17 protein-coding genes and 1 tRNA gene are annotated in these 12,955 nt (G+C 66.4%); 11 read left to right on the top strand and 7 right to left on the bottom strand.

Annotated features, from left to right (window positions below):
• Nucleotides 1–1,102 (top strand): deoxyribodipyrimidine photo-lyase (locus Q7V15_RS11035; RefSeq protein WP_304755614.1); only part of this gene is annotated, 1,102 nt, incomplete at its 5' end.
• Nucleotides 1,103–1,131: 29 nt separating this feature from the next.
• Here the strand turns inward: Q7V15_RS11035 and Q7V15_RS11030 are convergent.
• Nucleotides 1,132–2,274: a 2OG-Fe(II) oxygenase gene (locus Q7V15_RS11030; protein ID WP_304755613.1), complete on the bottom strand. Its 1,143-nt coding sequence runs from the start codon at nucleotides 2,272–2,274 to the stop codon at nucleotides 1,132–1,134.
• 296 nt (nucleotides 2,275–2,570) lie between these two features.
• On the opposite strand from Q7V15_RS11030, the gene Q7V15_RS11025 reads away from it, so the two are divergent.
• Nucleotides 2,571–4,049 carry a DUF4118 domain-containing protein gene (locus Q7V15_RS11025; RefSeq protein WP_304755612.1) on the top strand — a complete coding sequence of 493 codons (1,479 nt, stop codon included), beginning with the start codon at nucleotides 2,571–2,573 and terminating at the stop codon, nucleotides 4,047–4,049.
• Nucleotides 4,046–4,744, top strand: a complete 699-nt coding sequence (locus Q7V15_RS11020) for a response regulator transcription factor (RefSeq protein WP_304755611.1) — start codon at nucleotides 4,046–4,048, stop codon at nucleotides 4,742–4,744. The genes Q7V15_RS11025 and Q7V15_RS11020 overlap by 4 nt, the downstream gene beginning before the upstream one ends.
• A gap of 19 nt (nucleotides 4,745–4,763) precedes the next feature.
• Here the strand turns inward: Q7V15_RS11020 and Q7V15_RS11015 are convergent, their stop codons facing one another.
• From Q7V15_RS11015 to Q7V15_RS10995, 5 genes are all read right to left on the bottom strand, one after another.
• Nucleotides 4,764–5,087 (bottom strand): HPF/RaiA family ribosome-associated protein, encoded by a 324-nt coding sequence (locus Q7V15_RS11015; RefSeq protein ID WP_304755610.1) that lies wholly within the window; start codon nucleotides 5,085–5,087, stop codon nucleotides 4,764–4,766.
• A gap of 40 nt (nucleotides 5,088–5,127) precedes the next feature.
• Nucleotides 5,128–5,337, bottom strand: a complete 210-nt coding sequence (locus Q7V15_RS11010) for a hypothetical protein (protein WP_304755609.1) — start codon at nucleotides 5,335–5,337, stop codon at nucleotides 5,128–5,130.
• A gap of 109 nt (nucleotides 5,338–5,446) precedes the next feature.
• Nucleotides 5,447–6,160, bottom strand: coding sequence for an arsenical resistance protein ArsH (gene arsH / locus Q7V15_RS11005; protein WP_304755608.1), 714 nt, complete (start codon nucleotides 6,158–6,160; stop codon nucleotides 5,447–5,449).
• The gene (arsC, locus tag Q7V15_RS11000) at nucleotides 6,160–6,582 is read right to left on the bottom strand and encodes an arsenate reductase (glutaredoxin) (RefSeq protein WP_304755607.1); all 423 of its coding nucleotides are present in this window, start codon (nucleotides 6,580–6,582) and stop codon (nucleotides 6,160–6,162) included. Before arsC ends, arsH begins: the two co-directional genes overlap by 1 nt.
• A 13-nt stretch (nucleotides 6,583–6,595) precedes the next feature.
• On the bottom strand, nucleotides 6,596–6,925 hold the full coding sequence (locus Q7V15_RS10995; protein WP_304755606.1) for a helix-turn-helix transcriptional regulator: 330 nt from the start codon (nucleotides 6,923–6,925) through the stop codon (nucleotides 6,596–6,598).
• A 52-nt stretch (nucleotides 6,926–6,977) separates the two neighbouring features.
• On the opposite strand from Q7V15_RS10995, the gene Q7V15_RS10990 reads away from it, so the two are divergent.
• On the top strand, nucleotides 6,978–7,100 hold the full coding sequence (locus Q7V15_RS10990; protein ID WP_304755605.1) for a hypothetical protein: 123 nt from the start codon (nucleotides 6,978–6,980) through the stop codon (nucleotides 7,098–7,100).
• 49 nt (nucleotides 7,101–7,149) lie between these two features.
• On the opposite strand, the gene Q7V15_RS10985 is transcribed toward Q7V15_RS10990, so the two are convergent.
• A tRNA-Ser gene (locus Q7V15_RS10985) sits at nucleotides 7,150–7,239 on the bottom strand.
• 120 nt (nucleotides 7,240–7,359) lie between these two features.
• Here Q7V15_RS10985 and Q7V15_RS10980 point away from each other — a divergent pair.
• From Q7V15_RS10980 to Q7V15_RS10950, 7 genes are all read left to right on the top strand, one after another.
• Nucleotides 7,360–8,265 carry a septal ring lytic transglycosylase RlpA family protein gene (locus Q7V15_RS10980; protein ID WP_304755604.1) on the top strand — a complete coding sequence of 302 codons (906 nt, stop codon included), beginning with the start codon at nucleotides 7,360–7,362 and terminating at the stop codon, nucleotides 8,263–8,265.
• A 45-nt stretch (nucleotides 8,266–8,310) separates the two neighbouring features.
• Nucleotides 8,311–8,952, top strand: coding sequence for a dTMP kinase (tmk, locus tag Q7V15_RS10975; RefSeq protein ID WP_304755603.1), 642 nt, complete (start codon nucleotides 8,311–8,313; stop codon nucleotides 8,950–8,952).
• Complete coding sequence (locus Q7V15_RS10970) at nucleotides 8,945–9,946, top strand: DNA polymerase III subunit delta' (protein WP_304755602.1); 1,002 nt, start codon at nucleotides 8,945–8,947, stop codon at nucleotides 9,944–9,946. Before tmk ends, Q7V15_RS10970 begins: the two co-directional genes overlap by 8 nt.
• Nucleotides 9,947–9,963: 17 nt before the next feature.
• Complete coding sequence (locus Q7V15_RS10965) at nucleotides 9,964–10,740, top strand: TatD family hydrolase (protein ID WP_304755601.1); 777 nt, start codon at nucleotides 9,964–9,966, stop codon at nucleotides 10,738–10,740.
• Nucleotides 10,737–11,564, top strand: a complete 828-nt coding sequence (locus tag Q7V15_RS10960; protein ID WP_304755600.1) for an MBL fold metallo-hydrolase — start codon at nucleotides 10,737–10,739, stop codon at nucleotides 11,562–11,564. The genes Q7V15_RS10965 and Q7V15_RS10960 overlap by 4 nt, the downstream gene beginning before the upstream one ends.
• Nucleotides 11,561–12,169 carry a phosphoribosylglycinamide formyltransferase gene (locus Q7V15_RS10955; protein ID WP_304755599.1) on the top strand — a complete coding sequence of 203 codons (609 nt, stop codon included), beginning with the start codon at nucleotides 11,561–11,563 and terminating at the stop codon, nucleotides 12,167–12,169. The genes Q7V15_RS10960 and Q7V15_RS10955 overlap by 4 nt, the downstream gene beginning before the upstream one ends.
• A gap of 111 nt (nucleotides 12,170–12,280) precedes the next feature.
• Complete coding sequence (locus tag Q7V15_RS10950; RefSeq protein WP_304755598.1) at nucleotides 12,281–12,670, top strand: hypothetical protein; 390 nt, start codon at nucleotides 12,281–12,283, stop codon at nucleotides 12,668–12,670.
• Nucleotides 12,671–12,955 lie beyond the last annotated feature (285 nt).

Raw genomic sequence — 12,955 nt, 5'->3', positions numbered from 1 at the left:
CGTCCTGCGGCGAGGTGTTCCTGACGCCGTCGCCCTGGAGCTCTCCCGTGAGGCGGCCTTGGTGATCTGCGACGCAGGCTATCTGCGCGTCCAGCGGCTTTGGCGCCGGCGCCTCGCTGAGGCGCTGGACCGTCGCCTGATCCGGGTTGAGGGCGATGTGGTGGCGGCGATCGCCCTGGTCTCCAACAAGCATGAATATGCCGCCCGGACCATTCGCCCCCGGATCCACCGGGTGATGGACGAACACATTGCGCCCCTGCGGCCGCGTCCCGTGGCGCGGCCTGACGACCTGGGCTTCGTCTCAGATATCGATCTCAGCGACGTCGAAACGGCTCTCCGGGCCCTTAGGATCGACCACAGCTGTCCGCCGGTGAAGAGATTCCGGGGCGGGGAGGGCGAGGCGAGGGCGAGGCTGTCGCATTTCCTGAACGGCGGGCTCGCCGACTATGCGAGCGCCCGCGGTAAGCCTGAGGCCGCGGCGGTGTCCTATCTCAGCCCCTATCTGCATTTCGGCCAGATTTCCCCGGTCGAGATCGCCTTGGCGGTTCGTCAGTCCGAATTCGGACCATCGGAATCCCGGGCGACCTTTCTGGAGGAGTTGATCGTTCGTCGGGAGCTGGCGATCAACCATGTCTGGTGGGCGCCGGACTACGATCAGTATGACGGGCTTCCTGACTGGGCGCGGGCCACCCTTGCCGCCCATTCGGGGGACTCGCGGCCCTACGTCTATAGCGCCGAGGCGTTGGAACAGGGCCTCACGCACGACCGGTACTGGAACGCCGCGATGAGCGAGATGAAGGCTACGGGCTATATGCACAACCGCCTTCGCATGTACTGGGGAAAGAAGATCCTTCAGTGGTCGGTCAGTCCGCAGGCGGCCTTTGAGACGGTCCTCGCGCTCAACAACCGCTATCTCCTGGATGGTCGAGACGCCAACTCCTACGCCAATGTCGGCTGGATCTTCGGCCTGCATGATCGGCCGTGGCCGCCGCAGCCGGTGTTTGGGACGGTCCGCTCCATGGGGCCTAACACTTTCAAGAGCTTTGACGCCGAGGCCTATGTGGCGCAGGTGGCGGCTCTTGAGGCGGCCGAGGCCGGTTGAGGCGTTCCAGGTGAAAAATGGAGCGCGCGTCAGGCGGTCTGGTGCGCCCGCTCAGCCGGAACCTCGGCTGAACTCGCCGGCGATGCCCCCTGGGCACGGGCGCCCTCAGAATTCTGCAGCCCTTGAGTTTCCTGTGCCTCCTGGGTGGCCAGGTAGGCGGCGCGGATCTCGGCGGCGGCCTCGTCGTAGAAGAACGGCAGGAAGCAATAGCGTCGGCCACGGGTGACCGGCGTCGCTTCGTGCAGCAGGGAGCAGGAAAAGATCACCGCTCCGCCGGTGGGAGGACGATAGGTCCTGGTTCCAAACTCGGGGAATCGCAGCTCGCCGCCATCATGACCTTCGGTATTGAGGTTGATGGAACAGGCGAACCGTCGATGGGCCGTGCCCGCGGTGGTGTTGTCCCTATGCGGCTTGAAGAAGCCCCCGCCCTGGGAGTCGTAGCAGGCGACCATGTAGCGCTCGATCCGGCTGACCCTGAACTGAAAGGCCTTCAGGATCTCGGGCAGCAGGCGGGTCTGAAGCCGATGGCGCACGAGCGCCTGCAAGGTTTCGTCCTCAATCATGGCGTCCCGCCGTCGCTTGGTGGAATCCATCACCGGCACGGTCTTGCCTTGGACCTCCCGCATGACGCCGGAGGGAACACCGCCGTGGCCTTCGTAGAATCCGATCAGCTGCCGGCAAAGATCGGGTTCGAAAACCCGCGGCACGATCAGAACCGGCGCATGCAGCGGGACGCCGGCATGGTCGTCCGGCGCCGGGAGGCGCGCGACCACATTCATCAGGGTCTCAGTCTGATCCATCCCCGCCACAGCGAAGATTCTCATGGACGGATCGATCAACACCCAGTGGGGGTTGGCCGCGCCCTCGGAGTTCAACGCGTAATAGAGGCGACTGACCGCGCCGCTGGGATCAAAGAACCAGTAGAGGCCGGGCTCGTTCTGCGCAGTGGCGATTGTGGCGGCGTCGCGGGCGACGGCGAAGGCGGGGATGTTCTTCTGGTCCCGCACCGCCTTGCTGGCTCGAATCTGGGCCAAGGCGTCCGCCCGGGCCTCGGGCTCTTCCGGCAAAAAGACCATCAGGGTGAAGAACCCCCCCAGGCTCCCGAAGGCGAATTCCGGATTGATGGGGGAACCGGTGACGAACCAGGGCGCGGGCTGTCCAGGACGCAGCATGCTGACCGTCCTAGGCGTGAGGGCAGGGCGGGCCTGCGATAAGGGCTTGGGCGACGGTCATCTGCCTTCTCCTCTGGCTGGGGAGAGAGAGCCGTGAGGCGGTCCCAGAGGCAAGCACGGGGGCCTTATAAGATGGGCATAATGGCGGTATAATTGACCCGAGAAGCCGCAGGCTCCAGCTTCCGTTTCGGCCGGCCGCTACCGGCCTGGTCCGCCGACGCCCCTTGGCCCCCCCGGGTCTGCGCAGGGCGTCGGCGGACCCTCGCCAACTGGCCCCGCGGGCCCTCGGGGTCCCTATGCGCGACTACGCCCTGACCGCGCTCCGACGTCACCGACGACTAACCAGCTACGGTTTGGCCGTTCTCGTGGTGCTGGCGGCGAACCTTGTGGCCCTGCTCCTGGAGCAGTGGCTGGGCTATTCGCGCGTCTCGATGATTTTCCTGGCGGCTGTGTTGATCTGCGCGGTGCGGCTGGGATCTGGTCCAGCCTATCTCGCCTCGGCCCTGGGGTTCATCAGCTACAACTTCTATCTGGTGGAGCCTCGTTTCACCTTCGGGATCGAGTCTGAGGACATCGTGATCCTGCTCGTTTTCATGTCGGTGGCCATGCTCACGGGCGGTCTGGCTGGGCGGGTCCGTGATGAGGCGAGCCGATCGCAGAATCGGGCGCGCACGACGGCGGTCCTCTTCAACGCAGGTCGCGATTTCGCCGCCCTTGGCGAGGAATCGCCCATGGCCGAGCGGCTCACAATGGGCTTGGCTGAGGCGGCGCGGGGAGACGCCATCGTGCTTATGGGGGGGCAGGTTCACAAGCATTCGAGCCTGGAGCCGACAGATGAGCTCTTGACCGCTCTTGCGGCCTGCGAGGTCGCCGGCGCGCATGACCTCGCCGCCGACGGGTGGCGGATTCGCGCCCTCTGGGCGGAGGGTCGACGTCTGGGAGCCGCCGCCTGGCGTCCAGCGGCGTCAGAGGGTGATGAGCCTGACCAGACCCGCCTGATCCATGTCCTTCTGGACATGGGAACCACTGCGATCGCCCGGGCCCGCCTGTCCCGGGCGTGGGCGGAGATTGAGGCGGTGGAGCGCACCGAGTCTCTGCGAAACGCCTTGCTGTCTTCAATTTCTCACGATCTGCGCACGCCTCTCGCGGCGATCCTCGCCGCCGCCACCAGTCTGCGGACCTTTGGCGGCGTCTTTGAACCCGATGTGCAGGAGGACCTGCTCGACACCATCACCGAGGAGGCGGAAAGGCTGAACGCCTTTGTGGGGAACCTCCTCAGCATGACGCGTCTGGAGGCCGACGCGCTGGCCCCCCAGACGAGCGTATTTGATGTGGCCGAGGGCCTTGACCGGATTTTGCGCCGGTATGAACGTCGGCAGGGGGGCCGTCGTCTCGAATTGCGGCTGCGGGACAGTCAGCTCAGCGCCTGCGGGGATCCCATCCTGTTCGAGCAAGCCCTGGCGAATGTTCTGGATAACGCCCTCCGCTTCAGTCCCGAGACCGACCTCATTGAAATCTCCGCCAGCCGCATGGGAAATCACGTCCTGGTGGAGGTGCGGGATGAGGGCGCCGGCGTGCCTGAGGCTGAACTGCCGCGCATATTCGAAAAGTTCTATCGCTCGGCGACGGCCAACCAGAATCTGCAGGGCGCGGGGCTTGGCCTCTCCATCGTCAAAGGCCTGATGGAGGCTATGGGAGGGGCGGTTGCGGCCAGGGGCAATGGGTCACAGCCGGGCTTGACCCTGTCACTTCGACTGCCGATGGACGCCCCATGAGCCAGGGTGGTCACCTCCTGCTGGTGGACGATGAGCCTCAGATTCTCAGGTCATTGCGCCCGGCGCTGACGGCGGCGGGCTATGTGGTGACCACGGCGGAGACGGGGGCGGCGGCGCTCAGCTATCTGGCGGGCGAGCCCTGTGACATCGTCATCCTTGACCTCGGCCTGCCGGATATGGACGGCAAGGATGTGATCGTCCGCATTCGGGAGTGGTCAGAGACGCCAATTGTTGTTCTGTCGGCCCGAGATCTGGAACTGGAGAAAATCGCCGCCCTCGATCTGGGGGCCGATGATTTCGTCAACAAGCCCTTCGCCGTGGGGGAGTTGCTGGCGCGAATCCGGGCGACCCTTCGGGGTCGGGATCTGCGCCTTGCAGGCCGCGCCAGCTTTCGCAGCGCCGAGCTGGAAGTCAATTTCGCCACCCGGCGAGCCTTCGTCCAAGGCGACGAGATTCGGCTGACTCCGCGGGAATACGATTTGGTGAGGACCTTGGCGCGACATCCGGGGCGCGTCGTCACCCACAAGCAAATCATCGCCTCGGTCTGGGGGCCAGAAGCGACCGTGGATGCTCAATTCGTTCGGGTGTTGGTGGCGCAGTTGCGTCAGAAACTCGAGGAAAACCCGTCCGCGCCCCGGGTTCTGCTCACTGAGCCTGGGGTGGGGTACCGCCTCGCTTCCGACGAGGACGCCTGAGCGTCCCCGCCGGCGGCGATCAGTGGCCCTTGCGGTTCGTCTGCTTGCCGAAGGCGCGGTCCAAGGCCGTGGTCATCTTCGCCAGGGCGCCGGATGTCGCCTGGTCGATGGAGCCGGCCTGCTCTGTGACGGTCACCGGGCCGAGGCCGGCCGGACGCGCTTCAATTACGCAGCGTTTGTCGTCGCCTTCGGTGCGCTCTCCATTTTCGTCCCCGACGTGAACCTCCACCCGTGTCAGCCGGGCCTCGAACCGGGCCAGCCGGTTGCGAATATCCTGCTCAATAGACGTCATAAGCGCCTCACGGCCCTCGATATTGTTGGCGGTGTTCACTTGCACTTGCACAGATAGCTCCTCGGACGGTGAATAGGCGACATGCGGGCGCTCAGCGGGATTTGCGCGATCGCTCCAACACCGGGCGATGGCCCTCGGCGTCAAGGGCGCCGGATGGCGCGATCCCGCCATTGGGGTTCGGCTCCATGCCCTCGCCGGCCGTCTGGCCCGGGGCGGGGTGGGCGGGCGCGACGGCCTCTTCCTTCATCTTTAACGCCTGACGGCTCAGGTCGGCCTGGGCGGCGGGCTTGGACTCAGACATCGGATCGGCTCCTCTTTGCTCTCCTATGAGAATGCGGCGAGCTCGGCCTCAGTTGCATGGGCTGCCTTATGGGAGCTCCTCAGGGACGGAGGGCGATGGCCGAAATGTCCTATTCCGGCGACACCGGCGCACCTCGGGCTCGCCGTTCGGAATAGCGATCCACCAGGGCCGCAGCATGGGGGCGAGTCAGCAGGGTGAAGCGGACCAGCTCCTCCATCACATCGACGATGCGGTCATAGTAGGGCGAGGGTCTCATGCGACCAGCTTCGTCAAACTCCTCGTAGGCCTTGGCGACGCTGGACTGGTTGGGGATGGTGATCATCCTCATCCATCGACCCAGCAGGCGAAGGGTGTTGACGGTGTTGAAACTCTGAGACCCCGCCGAGACCTGCATCACCGCCAGGGTGCGGCCCTGGGTTGGGCGCAGTCCGCCCATGTTCAAGGGAAGATGATCGATCTGCAGTTTCATCACGCCCGTCACCTGACCATGGCGTTCTGGGCTGCACCAGACCATGCCCTCTGACCACAGGGCGTGGCCGCGCAGTTCACGAACCGCCGGGTGGTCGTCCTCGGGACACTGATCTGTCAGGGGCAGGTCCAAGGGATCGAAGATCCGGGTCTCGCAGCCCATGCGTCGCAAGAGCCGCGCGGCCTCCTCCACGCAGAGCCGCGAATAGGAGCGGGCCCGCAGAGAACCATAGAGCAGCAGAATTCTGGGAGGGTGTTCTTCGGGTCCAAGCCCAGCGCCAGGTCTGTGGGCGAGATAGGCTGGATCGAGGGCGGGCAGGTGGTCGGGATCGTGCAGAACGCGCAGGCGCGACATCAGCGAACCCGACGCCCGGCGGCGTCGACGACCACCTCGCCATCCTCCTTGGTGAAGGGCTTGAGTCCGTCGGCCGGCAGGAGGTCAAGGACGGTTTCAGAGGGCCGGCATAGCTTGACGCCCTGTGGGGTGACGACGATGGGCCGGTTCATCAGGATGGGGTGGGCCTCGATGGCGTCCAGCAGGGCCTCGTCGGCCAGGGAAGGGTCGCCAAGACCCAGTTCCGCATAGGGCGTACCCTTTTCCCGCAGCACGTCGCGGACGCTGACGCCCATTCGCCCAACGAGATCAATGACCATTTCTCGTGCGGGAGGAGTCTTCAGGTATTCAATGACATGGGGCTCAATCCCCAAATGCCGGATCAGCTCCAGTGTGTTGCGCGAGGTCCCACAGGCGGGGTTGTGATAGATGATGACGTCCATTTGATCCTTCGTCTCAACACGGCGCCAGATCAGCCAGCAGTGGCGCGCAAATTTCCGCCCGCCCCTCGCAGCAGTCCTTCAACAGAAAGAGCACCAGGGTCCGCAACTGCTCCAGGTCGGCGCGATAGATGATGGAGCGACTGCGTCGCTCGGCGGTGACCAGGCCCGAACGACTCAGCACCGCCAGGTGCGCCGACATCGTATTCGCCGGCGCCCCAACCGCCAGCGCCACCTCCCCAGCCGGCAGCCCATCGGGTTCGTGCTGAACCAGCAGGCGAAAGGTCGCCAGCCGGGTGGGCTGGGCAAGAGCGGAGAGGGCGGTGATCGCGGCCAAGGGTTCCATAGTTCCAATATGGTCGAAGAGATATTTCGGGCAAGCCTGACCAGGCCCGGTCGTGGCCGCGGCCCTGGCCTCAGGCCTCATGATCGAGGTTGTCTTCGGCCGCAACGAGCCGCCGCAGCGCCACTATCACAACACCTTCCGCAAGGCCCTCAGCCTGGAGCCACGCCGTTTCTGAACTGAAGCCCAGCGCTGGCGTGATCGGTGGACGACCATGGGGAAGGGGATGGCGGACGGGGTGGGATTCGAACCCACGGTGGGCTTTCACCCACGGCGGTTTTCAAGACCGCTGCCTTAAACCACTCGGCCACCCGTCCGGAGCGGGGGGCTATAGCAGGCAAGGGGGCCGGCATCCAATGCCCCGTTGAACTGGAGGCTTAACCTCGTCTCAAGGCCCGGCCTTCACACTCCGGTAAGGTTGACCGAAGGAGGCGAAGATGGGGCTTGCCCAGAGAAAGGACGGCGCCGCGCTGCGGACCCTGGTGGGCGTGAGTCTGGGCGCCCTGGTGATCACGGCCTGCGCCGCGCCCAAGCCCAAGCTTTCCAGTCGATTGCCCCAGGCCCAGGCGCCTGGGACCAAGGCGCCCAGCGGGACAGGCGGGACCTACAAGGTGGGCAAGCCCTATCAGGTGGGCGGTATCTGGTACGTGCCCAAGGAAGACCCTGGCTACAATCGGGTGGGAACGGCCTCCTGGTATGGAGCCCAGTTCCACGCCAAGACCACGGCCAATGGCGAAACCTTCGACATGAACGCCATGACGGCGGCGCACACGACCCTGCCGCTGCCCAGTCTGGTGGAGGTCACGAACCTGGAGAACGGCCGCAAGGTGGTGGTCCGTGTCAATGACCGCGGCCCCTTCGTTGGCGACCGGATCATCGACATGTCGCGGGCGGCGGCGCGGGAGTTGGGCTTTGAAGCGCAGGGCCTCGCCAAGGTGCGGGTGCGTTACGTCGGGCCGGCGCCTCTGGGGGGCCGTGGCGATCCGGGGATCCGGCGGGCCCAGGCGCCGACCCCAAGCCTGCCCGCGGCGCCCATCCCCTATTCCACCCTGGTCAAGGCACCAGCCCAGCCACCCCCGACACCCGTCGCGCCATCCGCCGTCGCCGCGGTCTCCGAGGGTGCAAGTTATCGCATCCAGGCCGGCGCCTATGGTGACCGGATCAATGCCGAACGGGCGGCGAGCCAGTTGGCATATGCCGGTGAGGCCGTCATCGAGCCGACCGGCGGCGGACTCTATCGAGTGATGGTGGAGGTCGGCGCCGATGAGGGGCGGGCCTGGGCGGTGCGCGATCAGGTGGCCAGCGCCGGCTTCGCCGACGCCCGCGTCATCCACCCCTACTGACGTCCCGCCCTGGACTTACGGCGCGAAACGGCCAATTTGGGGCCTGTGAACCAGGGTCGTTTTATCACATTTGAAGGCGGGGAGGGCGGCGGCAAGTCCACCCAGCTGCGCCGCCTGACTGAACGCCTGTCCGGCGCCGGCCAAGAGGTGGTGGCCACCCGCGAGCCCGGCGGCTCGCCCGGGGCCGAGGCCATCCGCGACCTGCTGGTGCGCGGCGCGGCCGATCGCTGGTCGGCCATGACCGAGACCCTGCTGATGTACGCCGCCCGCCGCGATCATGTGGAGCGGGTGATTGGCCCAGCCCTGGCTCGAGGCGCCTGGGTGCTCTGCGACCGCTTCGCCGACTCCACCCGCGCCTATCAGGGCGCCGCCGGCGGAACCGACCCGGCCTTCATCGCCGCCCTGGAAACCCATGTGCTCGACGGCGTGCGCCCCGACCTGACCCTGATCCTCGACCTGCCGCCGGAGGCCGGCCTGGCGCGGGCGGCCAGCCGGGCAGGCGCAGAGACGCGGTTCGAGTCCAAGGGCGAGGCCTTCCACGGCCGACTGCGCCAAGCCTTCCTCGATATCGCCGCGTCCGAGCCGGAGCGGTGCGTCGTCATCGACGCCACCCAACCCCTGGACGCTGTCAGCCTGTCGATCTGGTCCGCCCTGGAAGACCGCCTGGGAGCCGCTCCCCGTGGCTGACGCCGCACCGCCCCACCCCCGGGACGTCTTCGACCTGACCGGCCATGAGGCGTCCGAGGCCGCCTTCGAAGATGCGCGAGCTCGGGGCCGCTTGCATCACGCCTGGCTGCTGACCGGACCGGAAGGGGTGGGCAAGGCGACCTTCGCCTACCGCGCCGCCCGCCGCCTGCTGGGGGCGCCGCCGGCCAAGGGCCACGGCGTGCTGGGGGTGGATCCCGACCATCCGGTGAGCCGCCAGGTCTCGGCCCGCTCGCACCCCGACCTGCTGGTCATCGAGCGGATGGGAGAGGACGGCAAGTTGCGCAAATCCATCCCAGTGGACGAGGCGCGCAAGCTGTCGGACTTCTTCTCCAAGTCGCCGGCCGCCGCGCCCCACCGGGTGGCGATCATCGACCCGGCCGACGACCTGAACGTCAACGCCGCCAATGCGGTGCTGAAGACCCTGGAGGAGCCGCCGCCCCGGGGGGTGATTTTTATCGTCTCCCATTCGCCGGGCCGACTCCTCCCGACCATCCGGTCCCGATGCCGGCGCCTGCTGTTCCGGCCGCTGGGCCTGGAGGCCACGGCGGCCTTCGTCCGCGACCACACCCGCGCCAATCCAGAGGAGGCCCTGCGTCTGGCGCGGATGTCGGGCGAGGCGCCGGGGCGGGCCCTGACCATGGCTGCAGGCGCAGCCCTCGCCCTTGACGACGCAGCTCGCGAAATCCTCGCCCACCTACCAGATCTGGATGAGGCTGCGGCCCTGGCGCTCACCGACCGGTTCCGGGGCGGGGAGGGGGCGGCCAACTTCGCCCTGTTCATGGAGCGGCTGGGGGACCGGGTGCACAACCTCGCCCGGGAACGGGCCGGGGCGGGGCGGGGCGGTCTTGATCCCTGGGCGCAGGCATGGGAGAGGCTGACCACCCTGCCGCGCGAGGTCGAGGGCCTGAACCTTGATCGCGCCGACGCCCTGTTCTCGGTGCTTCGCGAGCTGCGGATCGCCGCTCGCGCCTGACCGATCGTCCCTGTTCCATGCTCATCGACAGCCACGTCAATCTGCACGCCCCCCAGTTCGATGAGGACCGCGCGCAGGTGATCGAGCGGGCCCGGGCCGCCGGCATCGCCCTGATGGTCAATATCAGCGACAAGGTCTCAGGCTTTTCCGCCGTGCGCGCCGTGGCTGAGGCGGACGACATCTGGTGCACCGTCGGCACCCATCCGCATGAGGCCAAGGAAGACCCCGAGCTTTCGGCCCAGACCCTGATCGATCTGGCCAATGACCCCAAGGTGGTGGGTATTGGCGAGACCGGCCTCGACTTCCACTATGACCTCAGCCCCCGGGACATTCAGGCCCGCGTTTTTCGCGCCCATGTGGCTGCGGCCCGGGAGACGGGCCTGCCCCTGGTGGTCCACACCCGCGAGGCCGACGAGGTCATGGCCGCGCTCCTGGAGGAGGAATACGCCGCCGGCCCCTTCCGCATCCTGATGCACTGCTACACCAGCGGCGCGGATCTCGCCCGGCGGGCCGCCGCGCTGGGCGCCTGGTTCTCGGTTTCGGGCATCGCCACCTTCAAGGCCGCCCAGGACGTTCGCGACGTGATCGGCGACATGCCGGCCGAGCGGATCATCGTCGAGACCGACTGCCCTTATCTGGCGCCCGTGCCACAGCGGGGGCGACGCAACGAGCCGGCCTATCTGCCTCACGTCCTGGCCAAGCTGGCGGAGATCCGCGGCTGGTCCCTGGCCGAGGCCGAGGCGCGCACCGAAGACGCCTTCTTCACCCTATTCGACAAGATTCCCCGCCCATGAGCGGGACTCTGGAGTTCACCATACTGGGCTGCGGCTCGTCGGGCGGCGTGCCCCGGGCCGATGGCGACTGGGGCGCCTGTGACCCGGCCGATCCCCGCAACGCCCGTTCCCGCTGCTCGATGCTGGTGCGACGGGTGAGCGCCGAGGCCGAGGCGCCGATGACCACGGTGTTGGTGGACGCCTCGCCAGACCTTCGGCTGCAGACGGCCGGGGCGGGCGTCACCCGCCTCGACGCCGTGCTGTTGACCCATGACCACGCAGACCAGGTGCACGGCATCGACGATGTGCGGGCCTTCTTCATCCGCCAGCGGGCGCGCATTCCCTGCCATATGGACGCCGCCACCTGGTCAACCATGGCCAGGCGGTTCGGCTATATCTTTGAGCCAGAGGGCGGCTATCCGGCCATCTGCACGCCCGTTGCTCTTCCGCCCCTGGGGGAGGGATTCGCCATCGATGGTCCCTCGGGTCCGATTCCGGTCACCACCTTTGACCAGGACCATGGGGGGGTCCGCTCCGTTGGCTACCGGTTCGGTGGCGTCGCCTATTCCAGCGATGTGGTGGACCTGCCAGACTCGGCTTTCGCAGCGCTGGAAGACCTCGACGTGTGGATTGTCGACGCCCTACGGTGGCGGCCGCACCCCACCCACGCTCATGTCGACCTCGCCCTTTCGTGGATTGAGCGGGTCGCACCGCGACGGGCGATACTGACCAATATGCACATCGATCTTGATTATGCTGACCTGACCGCCCGCCTCCCCGCGGGGATTGAGCCTGCCTTTGACGGGCTTCGCTTTACGCATGAACTACCAGCGACTTTCCCGTGAATAACCAGACCCTTAATCTCGGTTTTCTCGCTTCCCGAAATGGCAGCTCCATGCAGGCGATCCTGGGCGCTGTCGCCAGCGGGGCGCTTCAGGCCGAGCCGCGGCTGGCTGTGAGCAACAATCGACAAGCGCCCGCCCTGGCCCACGCCGCCGCCGCGGGCGTGCCGACGCTCCACATTCCGACCCGCTCTGATCCGGAGGCGGCGGATCGGGCGCTGACGGCGGCGATGGTCGAGGCCGGAGTCAACCTGGTCATCCTGTCGGGATATTTGCGCCGCCTGGGCCCTGTTTTCCTGCAGCGCTTTCACGGGCGGGTGCTCAATATCCACCCCGGCCCCCTGCCTGAGTTCGGTGGGGAAGGGATGTATGGCCGCCGTGTGCATGAGGCGGTGATCGCCGCAGGGGCCACCGCCAGCGCGGCGGTCATCCATGTTGTCGATGGCGAATATGACCATGGACCTGAGGTAGCCAGACTGATCGTGCCGCTGGAGCCCGGCGAAACGGCTGAAAGCCTCGAATCACGGATCACAGCCCTCGAGCCGACCTTCTATCTGCGCACCCTTCAGGATATCGCCCGCGGAGAACGCGTCTTGCCCGCGGTATGAGCGGGATTTGGCCAATGCCCCGCATAGGCGCCCTGCGACGTTTGGTCGACCAGTGTTCATTTGCTTTTAAGCGACGGCGGGGCAGGGTGGGCGGACCTAGGGGAGCGATTCATGACCGCCACAGCCGCCACGATTCTGGAACGCGTTCGCATAAGCCCCGCGAAGGCGCTGGACCTGCTGGCTGGTGAAATCGCTATGGCCTGCCATGCCTCGCAGCACCTGGATGACACCCTCGGCAAGATGCTGGAGTTGATCGCCCCGGAAGAGCGGCTCAAGGTGATGCAGGACCTTCACGCCATCGATCTGCTGAATCAGCACCTCACGGCCTTGGCCAATTTCGCTCGCGACCTTGGTTTGCAGGCCAGTGAAGAAGCCGCAGTCGATCTCACCTCAGCGTTGAGCCACATAACCCTTGGCGATGTTGTGAAGCGCATTGAGGGGGCGGCCACGGGCGTCAACTACGGCGCCGAAAACGACGACGGCGACCTCGATCTGTTCTAGGCGCGAGAGCCTCGCCACAGCCTCGCCAGACCGCAGGCTACCGTTTTCATCGTATCATATTTCCGATAATCTATCTTAGGCGAGAAACGTAGGCGGCGGGGTTGCTGGTGAAGCGTCGCCTTTTCGGGCTTGGCGCTGCTAGGTTCGCTGTTTCTGGATTGTCCGTCATGGGTGAGAAGCCTTGAGTTTTGGTGTGTTCGCCCCCCTGCTGGGCGGGATCGGCCTGTTTCTCCTCGGCATGTGGCTGATGACCGAAGGGCTGAAGCTGGCGCCCGGCGGCGCTCT

It is taken from the genome of Phenylobacterium sp. (assembly GCF_030651755.1).
Classification (GTDB): Bacteria; Pseudomonadota; Alphaproteobacteria; order Caulobacterales; family Caulobacteraceae; genus Phenylobacterium.
This window is presented reverse-complemented; position numbering and strand designations above follow the sequence as displayed.

Coding starts and splice junctions, on each gene's coding strand:
- Q7V15_RS11030 (WP_304755613.1), bottom strand. CDS start 2,274: ATGCTGCGTCCTGGACAGCCCGCGCCCTGGTTCGTCACCGGTTCCCCC.
- Q7V15_RS10950 (WP_304755598.1), top strand. CDS start 12,281: ATGACCGCCACAGCCGCCACGATTCTGGAACGCGTTCGCATAAGCCCC.
- Q7V15_RS10960 (WP_304755600.1), top strand. CDS start 10,737: ATGAGCGGGACTCTGGAGTTCACCATACTGGGCTGCGGCTCGTCGGGC.
- Q7V15_RS11025 (WP_304755612.1), top strand. CDS start 2,571: ATGCGCGACTACGCCCTGACCGCGCTCCGACGTCACCGACGACTAACC.
- Q7V15_RS10995 (WP_304755606.1), bottom strand. CDS start 6,925: ATGGAACCCTTGGCCGCGATCACCGCCCTCTCCGCTCTTGCCCAGCCC.
- Q7V15_RS10980 (WP_304755604.1), top strand. CDS start 7,360: ATGGGGCTTGCCCAGAGAAAGGACGGCGCCGCGCTGCGGACCCTGGTG.
- Q7V15_RS11020 (WP_304755611.1), top strand. CDS start 4,046: ATGAGCCAGGGTGGTCACCTCCTGCTGGTGGACGATGAGCCTCAGATT.
- Q7V15_RS11010 (WP_304755609.1), bottom strand. CDS start 5,337: ATGTCTGAGTCCAAGCCCGCCGCCCAGGCCGACCTGAGCCGTCAGGCG.
- Q7V15_RS10965 (WP_304755601.1), top strand. CDS start 9,964: ATGCTCATCGACAGCCACGTCAATCTGCACGCCCCCCAGTTCGATGAG.
- arsC (WP_304755607.1), bottom strand. CDS start 6,582: ATGGACGTCATCATCTATCACAACCCCGCCTGTGGGACCTCGCGCAAC.
- arsH (WP_304755608.1), bottom strand. CDS start 6,160: ATGTCGCGCCTGCGCGTTCTGCACGATCCCGACCACCTGCCCGCCCTC.